The organism is Streptomyces aculeolatus (genome assembly GCF_020400605.1).
GTDB lineage: Bacteria > Actinomycetota > Actinomycetes > Streptomycetales > Streptomycetaceae > Streptomyces > Streptomyces aculeolatus.
On the sequence record NZ_JAINRD010000002.1, the window covers coordinates 118,491 to 131,583 of the forward strand.

Here is a 13,093-nt window from a genome sequence, read left to right on the forward strand (position 1 = left end):
CATGGGCACCCCCGCCACCACCACCGCCCGTCCGGCGCCCGCCCGCCGCTCGCGCCCCGCCCCGCCGCCCCGGCTGCGCACCCCGCGCCGGCGCCGCGGCGGCAGCCCCGCCCGCCCGCGGCGCAGCGTCCTGCTGACCGCGCTCTCCGCCCTGGTCGTGCTCTACACCCTGGTGCCGCTGGCCTGGCTGGTCATCAGCGCCACCAAGACGCAGTCGGGCCTCGCCGGCTCCTTCGGCCTCTGGTTCGACGGCGACTTCGCCTTCTTCGGCAACATCGCCGACACCTTCACCTACGACGACGGCGTCTTCACCCGCTGGCTGCTGAACACCCTGCTGTACGTCGTGCTCGGCGCCGGCGGCGCGACCTTCCTCGCCGTCCTCGGCGGCTACGCGCTGGCCAAGTTCGACTTCCCCGGCAGGCGCGGTGTCTTCGCCGTCGTCATCGGCGCGGTGGCCGTACCCGGCACCGCGCTCGCGGTCCCCACGTTCCTGATGTTCAGCGAGATGGGCCTGACCAACACCCCCTGGGCCGTGATCATCCCGTCTCTCATCTCGCCCTTCGGCCTCTACCTGATGTGGGTCTTCGCGACCGAGGCCATCCCCGCCGAGCTGATGGAGGCCGCCAGGGTCGACGGGGCCGGCGAGATCCGCACCTTCTTCCAGGTCTGCCTGCCGCTGCTCGCACCCGGCACCGTGACCGTGCTGCTGTTCACGATGGTGCAGACCTGGAACAACTACTTCCTGCCGCTGATCATGATCAAGGACCCCGACTGGTACCCGCTGACGCTCGGCCTGAAGAGCTGGAACGACCAGGCGTCCACGGCCGGCGGGGAGCCCGTCTTCCACCTGGTGATCACCGGATCGCTGCTCACCATCGTCCCGCTCGTCGCGGCGTTCCTGCTGCTCCAGAGGTTCTGGCAGTCCGGGCTCGCCGCCGGAAGCGTCAAGCAGTAGCCGCCCCGCCGCCCGCCGGCACCCTCGTACGCCCGCCCGCACTCCCGAGAAGTGGAAGCACCCTCATGCACAAGAACACTGCACGCGCACTGCGCGGCCTCGCACTCGCGTGCGCCCTCGCCCTGGGGGCGTCCGCCTGCGGCTCCGACGACGACGGCGGCAGCGGGGAGCAGGTCTCCGCCGACGACGTACAGGCCGCCCTGGACAAGGGCGGCAAGATCACGGTGTGGGCCTGGGAGCCCACCCTGGAGCAGGTCGCGAAGGACTTCGAGAAGGAGCACGAGGGCGTCGAGGTCGACCTCGTCAACGCGGGTACGGGCAACGACCAGTACACCGCGCTGCAGAACGCCGTCTCCGCGGGCAAGGGCGTACCCGACGTCGCCCAGATCGAGTACTACGCCCTGGGCCAGTTCGCCCTCGACGAGTCGGTCACCGACCTCTCCGGGTTCGGCGCCGGCGAGTTCGCCGACGCCTACTCGCCCGGCCCGTGGAACGCCGTCACCCAGGGCGGCGACGCCGTCCACGCGTTGCCCATGGACTCCGGCCCGATGGCGATGTTCTACAACAAGAAGGTCTTCGACAAGCACGGCATCGACGTCCCCACCACCTGGGACCAGTACGTCGACGCCGCCCGGAAGCTGCACGGGGCCGACCCGGACGCGTACATCACCAGCGACACCGGCGACGCCGGGTTCGCCACCAGCCTGCTGTGGCAGGCGGGCTCGCGCCCGTACAAGGTGAAGGACGGCACCGACGTCACCATCGACTTCGGCGACGCGGGCGCGAAGACCTACACCGACACCTGGCAGCAGCTCATCGACGACGACCTCCTCGCGGACACCGCCGGGTGGAGCGACGAGTGGTACCAGGGCCTGGGCGACGGCAGCATCGCCACGCTGGTGACCGGCGCCTGGATGCCCGCCAACTTCGAGTCCGGCGTCAAGGACGCGGCGGGGGACTGGCGCGTGGCCCCGATGCCGCAGTGGACCGAGGGCGAGGAGGTCACCGCCGAGAACGGCGGCAGCTCCCTGGCCCTGCCCGCGGCCGGCGGCAACCAGGCCCTCGCGTACGCCTTCGCCGAGTACGCGAACCACGGCGACGGCGTGCAGACCCGCATCGACAGCGGCGCCTTCCCGGCCACCGCGGCGGACCTCAAGTCGAAGGAGTTCCAGGCCAGCCGGTTCGAGTACTTCGGCGGCCAGCAGGCCAACAAGATCTTCGCCGAGTCCGCCGCGAACGTCCCGGGCGACTGGACCTACCTGCCGTACCAGGTGTACGCCAACTCCGTCTTCAACGACACCGCGGGCAAGGCGTACGTCTCCGGCACCCCCCTCGCCGACGGGCTGAAGTCCTGGCAGCGCAAGTCCGCCGACTACGGCTCACAGCAGGGCTTCACCGTCCACTAGGCCCTGTCTGACAAATCCCGCCTGTGTCGCGACGCCTGGCACGCACGCTCGCTGCGTTGTCGGGCTCGACCGAATAGGCCCACTATGCGGTCGACCCTCCGCCTTGCGATCGCACGCACCAGACGCCGCGACACCCGCCCTGCGGGCGGACGGCGCCATTTGTCAGACAGGGCCTGGTGACCGGCCCGGCCGCCGCGCGCCGTCCCGCGCGGCGGCCGGCGCCCACCACCGCCCGACCCCGGCGCGTACGCGCCCCGGCATCCGAAGGACAGCCATGACCCGCTCCACCATGCCCCGGCTGCTGCCGGCCCCCGACGGCACGAGCCGCCCCCGGCTCGGCTACGGCGCCGACTACAACCCCGAGCAGTGGCCCAGGGAGGTGTGGGAGGAGGACGTCCGGCTGATGCGCGAGGCCGGGGTCAACATCGTCTCCCTGGCGATCTTCTCCTGGGCGCGCATCCAGCCGAGCCGGGACGTCTGGGACTTCGGCTGGCTCGACGACGCCATGGACCTGCTGTACGCCCACGGCATCGCCGTCGACCTCGCCACCGCCACTGCGTCCCCGCCGCCCTGGCTCACCACGGCCCATCCGGAGATCCTGCCGGTCACCGCGAACGGCGAGACCGTCTGGCCCGGCGCACGGCAGCACTGGCGGCCCACCTCACCGGTCTTCCGTGAGCACGCGCTGAAACTCGTGACCGCCATGGCCGAGCGGTACGCGGACCACCCCGCCCTCGTCGCCTGGCACATCAGCAACGAGCTGGGCTGCCACAACATCTACGACTACTCCGACGACGCCGCCGCGGCCTTCCGCGACTGGCTGCGCGCCCGCTACGGCAGCCTCGACGGACTCAACCACGCCTGGGGCACCGCCTTCTGGGCGCAGCGCTACAGCGGGTGGGACCAGATCCTGCCGCCCCGCCTCACGACCTCGTACCCGAACCCCACCCAGCAACTCGACTTCAAGCGGTTCTCCTCCGACGCGCTCAAGGAGCATCTGCGCGCCGAGCGCGACGTGCTGCGCCGCATCACCCCCGACGTGCCCATCACGTCCAACTTCCTCGTCACCGAGGGGACCGGGGGGATGAACTACGCCGACTGGGCCGGCGAGGTCGACTTCGTCTCCATCGACCACTACGTCGAACCCGGGCCGCAGGACCGCGACGAGCTGTCCTTCACCGCCAACCTGACCGGCGGCATTGCGGGGGGCCTGCCCTGGTTCCTGATGGAGCACTCCACCAGCGCCGTCAACTGGCAGCCCGTCAACCTCGCCAAGCGCACCGGCGACCTCGCCCGCGACTCCCTGCTGCACGTCGCGCACGGCGCCGACGCCGTCTGCTTCTTCCAGTGGCGGCAGTCCGCGGCCGGCGCCGAGAAGTACCACTCGGCGATGGTCCCGCACGCCGGCACCGACTCCGCCGTCTTCCGTGCCGTGACCGGCCTCGGCCGCACGCTGGCGGCCCTCGCGCCGGTCGCCGGCGCCGAGCGCGAGCCGGCCGCGGCCGCCGTCCTCTTCGACTGGGACTCCTGGTGGACCAGCGAGCTGGACTCCCACCCCACCTCCCTGCTGCGCTACCGGCAGGAGGCGCTCGACTGGTACACCGCGCTGCTGGACCTCGGCATACGCGCGGACGTCGTCACCCCGGACACCGACCTCGACGGCTACCGCATGGTCGTCGCACCGATCCTGCACGTGGTCCCGCAGGACCTCGCCAAGCGGCTCACCCGCTACGCGGAGGCCGGCGGCCACCTCGTCACCACGTACTTCTCCGGCGTCGTCGACGAGAACGACCACGTCTGGCTCGGCGGCTACCCCGGCGCCCTGCGCGACCTCCTCGGCATCCGCATCGAGGAGTTCGCACCCCTGCTCGCCGGCGCCGGTGTGGCGCTGGACGGCGGTCTGACCGGCACCCTCTGGTCCGACGGCATCACGCTCACCGACCCCGCCGCCGAGGTCCTCGCCCACTACCGCTCGGGCGACTTCGCGGGCCTGCCCGCCGTCACCCGCCGCCGCACAGCGGCCGGCTCGGCCTCCTACGTCTCCACCCGCCTCGGCCCCGCCGGCCTCGCCGGACTGCTGCCGCGGCTGCTGGAGCCGGCGAGCGTACGCAGCGAGCTGCCGGAGGCGGCGCGCGGCCGGGTCGAGCTGGCCGTACGGCGCAGCGCCACCGACCGCTACCTGTTCCTCGTCAACCGCACCGACGAGCCGGTGCCCCTGGCGGGCCTCACCGGGGAGGTGCTGACCGGGGACCTCGGCGGCGGGGACGGAGCGGCGGACGGCCGCACGCTGCCACCGCGCGGCGTAACGGTCCTGCACGCCCCCGGAGCTGACACGCCCGCATGAACGCCACTCCCCATCGCATCGACGCGCACCACCACGTCTGGGACCTGTCCGTCCGCGATCAGGAGTGGCTCACCGGTCCCGAACTCTCCGCGCTGCGCCGGGACTTCGGGATCGGTGAGCTGGCTGTGCTGGCGGGGGCGGAGCGGGTGGGTGCCACCGTCGTCGTCCAGACCGTCGCCGCCGCCGGGGAGACGCCGGAGTTGCTGGGGCTGGCGGCGGAGCAGGATCTCGTCGGTGGCGTCGTCGGCTGGACCGATCTGACCGCCCCCGACGTCGCCGAGCAGCTCGCCCGGCTGCGTGAACTGCCCGGTGGCTCGTACCTCGCGGGCATCCGTCACCAGGTCCAGAGTGAGGAGGATCCGGACTGGCTCGTCCGGCCGCAGGTGTTGCGTGGGCTGCGCGCGGTGGCCGCCGCCGGTCTGGCCTTCGATCTCCTGGTCCTGCCGCACCAGTTGCGGGCCGCCGTGCGTGCGGCCGGCGAGCTGCCGGAGCTGGTCTTCGTCCTCGACCATCTGGGCAAGCCCCCGGTCGCCACGGGTGCCACCGAGCCCTGGGCGGACGAGGTGTGCAGACTCGCCTCGCGGCCCAACGTCACGTGCAAGCTGTCCGGCCTGGTCACCGAGGCCGACCGGGCCGCATGGCAGATCGACGACCTGCGCCCCTACGCCGACACCGTCCTGGCCGCCTTCGGCCCCGACCGGCTGATGTTCGGCTCCGACTGGCCCGCGTGCACCCTCGCCGCCACCTACGGCGAAGTCGTCGCCTCCGCCCGGGCACTCACCATGGCGCTGAGCCCCTCCGAGCAGACGGCCTTCTGGTCCGGCACGGCCACGCGCGTCTACGGACTGCCCGGCTGAGTGCGTGGGCGAGTACCCCGGAGACGCAGGTCGTCGCCGCCTCGTGACCGGCGGGCAAGGCCGCCGGCGGAACACACCGGGAGCGACGCCATGTTGACTTGAGCATGACCAAATGGAAGCGTGTGTTCGGCTCATGGGTCTAGACCTCTCAGGCGCAGGAGGACGGCATGCCGCAGCTGCACCACGCCCGGATGCTCACCGGACTCGTCGCGCTCGTCCTGCTGCTGAGTACGGCCCTCGGCGCGGCCCCCGCGCCGGCCGCCGCCCGGTCGGTGCCGTCGGCGGCCGTCGATCCGCTGGAAGCCGTGGTTCCCAAGCCCGACTCCTGGGCGCCCGGCCACGGGACCACGCGGCTGCGCGACACCGCGCGGCTGGAGGTGGACCGGCGCACCGCCCGTGCGTGGACGGCCGTGCCGGGGATGACCCGGGAGAGCGATCCGGCGGTGTTCCACCGCCCGTTGGAGGCCGTGGCCCGGCACGCCGCGGGTGACGTGGAGACGGCGACCGGGCTGCGGATGCCGGTCACCACCACCCCCGGCACCCCGCGAGCCGCCGTCCGCGTCGGCCTCGACGGGGGAATGGCGGGCGGCCTCGGACCCGACGGCTACCGGCTGGAGATCGGGGACGGCGTCCGGATCACCGCCACCACCGCGGGAGGCGTCTACTACGGGACGCGCACGCTGATCCAGCTCCTGCGCGCCGGCGCCGACGGCCGTACGCTGCCGCGCGGCGTGCTGGTCGACGACCCGGACACCGAGCTGCGCATGAACACCGTCGACGTCTCCCGGGAGTACTGGAGTCCGCGCGAACTCACCGACGTGATCCGGCAGATGGGATACCTCAAGCAGAACTTCCTGGTGCTGCACCTCGACGACGCCGAGGGCTTCCGGCTCGACAGCCCGCGCTGGCCCGGCCTCGCCGAACCCGGCTACAGCTACGACCGGCGCACCATCGAGAAGCTGGACCGGACCGCCGCCGAGAACAACGTGTCCCTCGTACCGGCCTTCGAGTTCCCGGCGCACGTCTCGCCCAAGTCGGCCTACTTCCACGTCGGCATGGCGGACGGGCCGCGCGAAGTGCCGCCCGGCTTCGGCGAACGCGACACCGGCGCCACCCGCGGGAACACCTGCACCGGCTACTCCTACTCCCACCTCACCGACGACTTCACCTTCAACCTGATGAACGACAAGGCGCTGCGGGTCTCCCAGCGCATGCTCGACGAGTTCCTGCCCTGGTTCACCTCGCCCTGGGTGCACCTCGGCGGCGACGAACTCCCGCCCGGCATGGCGGACTGCCCGGCCCTCCAGCAGTTCCTGGCGCGCTCCGAGGAGTACGGGAACGTCTCCGACGCGGCGATCGACTTCCTCAACACCCTCGACGACCGGGTCGACGCGGCCGGACGCCGCTCGATCATCTACGACGGGTCCGAAGGCTCCACCGACCGCGTCGAACTCGACCGCGACATCGTCGTCATGGACTGGACCGGCGACGGCACCGCCGACCACCTGGCCGGATACGACGTCATCGTCGCCGACTCGAAGTACTTCTACGCCGTACCCGCGCGCGACATCCGGCCCCGGGAGGAGGAGATCGCCCGGAGCTGGCAGCCCCCGCCGTCCGACGCCGTACTCGGGTGGGGGATGCACGTGTGGGGCGACGACCTCGGCTGGGCCGAGGGCCAGTGGCTGGAGTCCCTGACCTGGCGCCCCCGGGCCGTGGTGGCCGACCGGCAGTGGAACACCACCCCGCGCAGTGCGCAGGAGTTCGCCACCCTGCCCGCCCGGCTCGCCGTCGTCGGCAAGGCCCCCGGATACACCGGCACGCTGTTGCCCCGCCCCACCGGCAACGCCCGCCCCATCCACCAGTACGTCATGGACCCCGCCTTCCCGCCCGGCACCTACGACGCGCACACCCCCACGAGCAGGCGGGGCCTGCGCGACATGTGCGACCTCAGCGGCATGACGCCCCTCGCCGTGCGCACCACCGCCGCCCAGGACCCGCAGGAGGGATGGATCCGGCAGGTGGACCAACGCGGATACTGGATGGGCGCGGCCGGCCTCCCGGGCCCCTGGACCATGACCGCGCGCGTCCGGCTGGACGCCGACACCCCCTTCCTCACCGACCTCGACGGCACCACCGCGCTCAGCCTCGGCACCGGCGCCGTGACCGTGACCCACGACGGGAAGACCGCGTCCTTCGACCGCGGCCTGCCGCCCGGCCGGTGGACCGACGTCGCGCTCGTCAGCGACGGGCAGACCGTCCGCCTCTACCTCGACGGCACCCCGGCAGGCCGGGTATCCAGCACCGCCCCGCTGCCCCGGGCCCGGCTGATGGGGACGGCGCAACCGCTGATGGGCCTGGCCGCCCTCGACCTCTACGCCGAGGCACTCACCCCCACCGAGATCGACGCCGCCCGCACCGAGCGCCCCGAAGCCGCCTGCGCCACCTACGCGCGCCCCTAGGAACCCGCCGCCCGCCGCCCGCCGCCCCCCGCGCGCGCCGCGGCGGGCGGGGCGCGGTCCCGGCCAAGCCCCCGCGGATCCGGGGCCGGTGCGGCAAGCTGGGGGCCATGGACACGGCCGACGCCGAACGCGACTACGAGCGCACCGCCGCGCCGGGGCGGGCCGCGCTCGCCGCGGGCCGGTTCGAGGAGGCCGCCCGGCTGCTCGGAGCGGCCGTGCACCTGCGCCCCGACCGGGCCGCGGCCCACGTCGAACTCGCCGACGCGCTACGGGGACTCGGCCGCGCCGGGATGGCGCGCCGCGCGTACGCCCGCGCCCTGGCCGTCGACCCGTCGTGCGCCGCGGCCGCGGCCGGCCTCGACGGCATGGACCGCGGCCGGCAGGAGCGGGAGAACTTCCGGGTCGGCCAGCGCCTGGCCAGCCAGCGGCACATCGGCCACTGGACCGTGCTGGACGTACGCCGCGGCGGATTCGGCGTGGTCTACGTCGTACGCGCCAGCGACACCGGCGCGCGCAAGGTGCTCAAGACCTACGACACCCGGCTCCTGTGGAGCGACGAGGACCGGGCCCGCTTCGAACGCGAGGCGCTGACCTGGGTACGGCTGCGCCCGCACCCCCATGTCGCGCCCGCCGAGCACGTGGAGTGGATCGAAGGGCTGCCCTGCGTGGTCACCGAGTACGCCGAGGGCGGCGACCTGGCCCGCCGGCTCGCGGCCGGCGCGCTGCCGCCCGCCGACGCCCTGCGGTTCGCCCGGCACCTGTGCGACGGGCTGAGCCACGGGCACGACCAACTGGGCCTGGTCCACCGGGACGTCAAACCGGCGAACTGCCTGCTCACGGGCGACGGCACGCTGCGCGTGACCGACTTCGGGCTGGCCCGCGCCTTCGACTCCGCCGGCGCCGACCTCCCCGGCCTCGGCGAACTGCCCGCCGCCGCACAGGCGTTGTACACGACGGTGGCCGGAACGCCGCGCTACATGGCGCCCGAGCAGTACGCCCCCGGCACCGTGCTGGACACCCGCGCCGACGTCTACGCGTACGGCGTGGTGCTCTTGCAGATGGTCACCGGCGTCCTGCCGCCCGCCGGCGTGTCGGCCAGGGCGTACGTCGAGCGCACCACCCGCCGGCGCACCCGGCGCACCCCGCTCTACCGGCTCATCCGCGCCTGCACCGAACCGGACCGCGAGAACCGCCCGCCGGACTTCGCGGCGGTGCGCGAGCTGCTGGACGCGGCGTACCGGCACGTGCTCGGCCGCCCCGCCCCCGCGCCCCCCGAGACCGCACGCCTGACCGCCGAGGAATACGTGTCCAGGGCGGTCGGGCTCATCCACCTGGACCGCTTCGGCGAAGCCCTGGAGGAGGCGGCGGACGGACTGCGGGCGGCCGGGCGGGACGGGGACGGCGACGTCGTCCACGCCAAGCTGTGGCAGGTGCGCGGCATGGCCCTGGGCCGGCTGCGCAGGGGGGAAGAGGCACTGGCGGCGTACGACCGCGCCGTCGAACTGAACCCGCGGGAGCCGAGCGCCTGGCTGAACCGCGGGAACCAGTTCCACGCCCGGGAGCGCCACGAGGACGCTCTGGAGTGCTACGACCGCGCCCTGGAGATCCGGCCCGACATCGGCAACGTGTGGGGGAGCAAGGCCGACGTGCTGGGGAAGCTGAAGCGCTTCGAGGAAGCGGAGGAGGCGGCCTCCCGAGCCGTCGCCCTCCGGCCGCGCGACCCGAACCTCCTGGTCATCCGCGCCCTGTTGCGCGGCAAGCAGTACCGGCACGCCGAGGCGCTGGAGGACTTCGAGCGGGCGCTGGCCGTCGAACCCCGCTCCGCCCTGGCGCTCGCCAACAGGGGCAACACCCTCCTGCTGCTGTCGCGCCCCGCGGAGGCCCTCGACTCCCTCCTGCGGGCCGAAGAGCTGGAGCCGGACGACCCGAACACCGCGTGCAACCTCACGCTCGCGGCCTACCGGCTGGAGCGCTACGAACAGGCCAGGGCCTCCTGCGAGAAGGCGCTGCGCCTGTGCGGGGAGACGGCGGAGCTGCTGGTGCACAAGGGCTTGATCCACGCCGAGCTGCACGGACACGACGAAGCCGAGCTGGCCTGCTACGAGAGCGCCGTCGCGGCCGCGGAGCAGGACGACGCCTGGCGGGCCACGGCGTGGGGCAGGAAGGGGGCGGCCCTGCTTGCGCTGGAACGCCCGGAAGAGGCACTGGCCTGCTACGACGAGAGCCTGCGGATCCAGCCGGACAGGCCCTGGCTGAGGGAGGGCCGGCAGGCAGCCCTCGAACGGCTCGGCCGCGCCGAAGCCTGACGGCGGCCTGACGCCCGGGGGCGTTCGTGTCGGCCGGAAGGCCGCCGGGGGTCAGCGCAGTTGGGAAAGCTCCCGGTTCATCTCGGTCAGGAACCTGGTCACGACGCCGAGTTCCTCGGCCGTGAACCGGCTGCGGGCGGCCTCGGTACCGCGGGCCAGCGGACGGAAGTACTCCCTGGCCACGCCCCTGGCCGTCTCCTCGTAGTGGAGGTGCACCACGCGGCGGTCGTCGGCCGCCCGTACGCGCCGGACGTGCCCGGCCTTCTCCAGGCGGTCCAGGCACGCCGTCACCGCTCCCGACGTCAGGTTGAGCCGCTTGCGCAGGCGCCCCGGCGTCATGGGTTCGCCGGCGGCGTCCGCACCGGCGTCGAGGATCGCGATGAGGGCCTGCACGTCGGTCAGATGGAGCCCCTGTGCGTCCGCGAACTCGTGGGCGATGCGGTTGAACTCGCCGTTCATGCGACGCAGCAGGACCGCGAAGGACTGCAACCCGATCGGGCTGTCGTCGGGAGGAGGTGGCGTGGGCGCACCGGTACCGCTCATGGGCTCAAGGATACGATCACTCGATGATTGAGATACTTTAAGGTCGAATCATTCCTCGATCTCCTGGGGATCTCCATGCGCAGCACATCGGGCCGGGCCAGGTGGCTCATCGCTCTCGTCCTCCTTCTCGTCTGGCTGGCGGTCGGCGGCACCCTCGGCCCGTACGCCGGCAAGCTGGGTGAGGTCGCGACCAACGACCAGGCGTCCTTCCTGCCGCGGAACGCCGAGTCCACCCGGGTGCTCGAAGCCGGTGAGGAGTTCGACCGGTCCGAGACGTTGCCCGCCGTCGTCGTCTGGACGGCGGACGGGGAGCGGATCGGGAAGAGCCGGCAGCAGGCGGCGACCGACGCGGTCGCCGGGCTCGCGGGGGAGAACGGAGTGGTCGGCCGCCCCTCGCCGGCCGTGGTCTCCGAGGACGGCGAGGCGCTCCAGGCCGTCGTCCAGTTGGAGCCCGACCTCGGCGACGACCTGGCAGGGGTGCTGGACGAGGTCGGCCGGGCGGCGGAGCGCGTGCCCGGCACCACCGCGCAGATCGCGGGGCCCGCGGCGAGCCAGGCGGACCTCTCCGACGCGTTCGGCGGGATCGACGGGCTGCTTCTCGGTGCGGCCCTGGGGGCCGTGCTGCTGATCCTCCTGCTCGTCTACCGCAGTGTGCTGCTGCCGATCGTGATCATCCTGGGCGCGGTCTTCGCCCTGGGCCTCGCCTGCGCGGTGGTCTACGTGCTGGCGGACCGGGACCTGCTGCGGGTCGACGGCCAGGTGCAGGGCATCCTCTCGATCCTGGTGATCGGTGCGGCGACCGACTACGCGCTCCTGCTCTCCGCCCGCTTCCGCGAGGAACTCGCGCTGCGCGGCGACCGCTTCACCGCCGCAGCGGCCGCCGTGCGCAGGTCCGCCGGTGCCATCACGGCGAGCGCGGGCACGGTGGCCCTCGGCCTGCTGGCCCTGCTGGTGAGCGACCTCACCAACAACCGCGCCCTCGGACCTGTCGGCGCCATCGGCATCGTCTGCGCCGTGGTGTCCACGATGACCTTCCTGCCGGCGGCGCTCGCTCTGCTGGGACGTGCCGCCTACTGGCCGTACCGGCCGAAGGAGGAGGCGGACGCCCCCGCCGGAGGGCACCGGGTGTGGCGGCGCGTCGCCGGCACGGTGGACCGCCACCCGCGGCGCCTGTGGGTGGTGACCGCGCTGGCCCTGGGCCTGTGCGCGGCCTTCGCCCCCTCGCTCTCCGCCAGGGGCGTACCGCTCGACGAGGTCTTCGTCAACGACGCGCCGTCCGTCGCCGCCCAGGAGACCCTGGGCGAACACTTCCCCGGGGGCTCCGGGAACCCCGCCGTCGTCATCGCCGCCGCCGACCGCGCCGGCGAAGTGCGCGCCGCGGCGCAGCGGACCGAAGGCGTCGTCTCGGCCGCGACGATCTCCGCCACCGGACGGCCGGGGGGCGGCGAGCCGCTGGTCGTCGACGGTCGCGTACGGATCGACGCCACGCTGCGGGACGCCGCCGACAGCGACGCGGCCAAGGACGCCGTCGAGCGGCTGCGCGCGAACGTGCACGGGATCCCCGGAGCCGAGGCGCTGGTCGGCGGCTACACGGCCCAGCAGTACGACACCCAGCGGACGGCCGCGGACGACCGGGCGCTGATCATTCCGATCGTGCTCGCCGTCATCCTGGTGATCCTCGTGCTCCTGCTCCGCTCCCTTCTGGTCCCCGTCCTGCTGGTGGCGACCGTCGCTCTCAACTTCCTCGCGACGCTGGGGGTGTCGGCGCTGGTCTTCGAGCACCTCTTCGGATTCAGCGGCACGGACGCCTCCGTACCCCTCTACGGCTTCGTCTTCCTGGTGGCGCTGGGCGTCGACTACAACATCTTCCTGATGTCCCGGGTACGCGAGGAGGCGCTCGCGCACGGCTCCCGGCAGGGAGTCCTCCGCGGGCTGACCACCACCGGCGGAGTGATCACCTCGGCCGGTGTCGTACTCGCGGCGACGTTCGCCGCGCTGATGGTCATCCCGCTGGCCTTCCTCATCCAGATCGCCTTCATCGTGGCCTTCGGAGTCCTCCTCGACACCCTGGTGGTGCGGTCGCTGCTGGTCCCCGCGCTGGTGATCGACATCGGGCCGCGCGTGTGGTGGCCGAGCGCGCTGTCCCGTACGGACGGGCCGCGCGCCTGACCGCCGTGCAGCCATGCGGGGTGATTCCTGCGGCGCAGCCATGGGGGCGTA

Annotated in this window: 8 protein-coding genes; 7 read left to right on the forward strand and 1 reads right to left on the reverse strand. The window is 73.1% G+C overall.

The annotated features are described in order from the left end of the window. The first annotated feature begins 1 nt into the window (after window position 1). The 6 genes from LG396_RS04785 to LG396_RS04810 all read left to right on the forward strand — a co-directional run bounded on the left by LG396_RS04785 (window position 2) and on the right by LG396_RS04810 (window position 10,330). A complete protein-coding gene (locus LG396_RS04785; RefSeq protein WP_225793719.1) occupies window positions 2–955 on the forward strand; it encodes a carbohydrate ABC transporter permease in 954 nt (317 codons plus the stop codon). A gap of 65 nt (window positions 956–1,020) precedes the next feature. Beyond that, window positions 1,021–2,361 carry an ABC transporter substrate-binding protein gene (locus tag LG396_RS04790; protein ID WP_225793720.1) on the forward strand — a complete coding sequence of 447 codons (1,341 nt, stop codon included), beginning with the start codon at window positions 1,021–1,023 and terminating at the stop codon, window positions 2,359–2,361. Between the two features lie 274 nt (window positions 2,362–2,635). Continuing rightward, window positions 2,636–4,705, forward strand: a complete 2,070-nt coding sequence (locus tag LG396_RS04795) for a beta-galactosidase (RefSeq protein ID WP_225793721.1) — start codon at window positions 2,636–2,638, stop codon at window positions 4,703–4,705. Beyond that, window positions 4,702–5,562: an amidohydrolase family protein gene (locus LG396_RS04800; RefSeq protein ID WP_225793722.1), complete on the forward strand. Its 861-nt coding sequence runs from the start codon at window positions 4,702–4,704 to the stop codon at window positions 5,560–5,562. Before LG396_RS04795 ends, LG396_RS04800 begins: the two co-directional genes overlap by 4 nt. Window positions 5,563–5,729: 167 nt before the next feature. Further along, window positions 5,730–8,024 carry a family 20 glycosylhydrolase gene (locus LG396_RS04805; RefSeq protein ID WP_225793723.1) on the forward strand — a complete coding sequence of 765 codons (2,295 nt, stop codon included), beginning with the start codon at window positions 5,730–5,732 and terminating at the stop codon, window positions 8,022–8,024. A 107-nt stretch (window positions 8,025–8,131) separates the two neighbouring features. Then, window positions 8,132–10,330, forward strand: coding sequence for a tetratricopeptide repeat protein (locus tag LG396_RS04810; RefSeq protein WP_225793724.1), 2,199 nt, complete (start codon window positions 8,132–8,134; stop codon window positions 10,328–10,330). 51 nt (window positions 10,331–10,381) lie between these two features. Here LG396_RS04810 and LG396_RS04815 read toward each other — a convergent pair whose 3' ends face one another. Continuing rightward, window positions 10,382–10,873, reverse strand: coding sequence for a MarR family transcriptional regulator (locus LG396_RS04815; RefSeq protein WP_199790326.1), 492 nt, complete (start codon window positions 10,871–10,873; stop codon window positions 10,382–10,384). A 75-nt stretch (window positions 10,874–10,948) separates the two neighbouring features. Here LG396_RS04815 and LG396_RS04820 point away from each other — a divergent pair, with 75 nt between their 5' ends. Then, the gene (locus LG396_RS04820; RefSeq protein WP_225793725.1) at window positions 10,949–13,042 is read left to right on the forward strand and encodes an MMPL family transporter; all 2,094 of its coding nucleotides are present in this window, start codon (window positions 10,949–10,951) and stop codon (window positions 13,040–13,042) included. The last annotated feature ends 51 nt before the right edge of the window (window positions 13,043–13,093 follow it).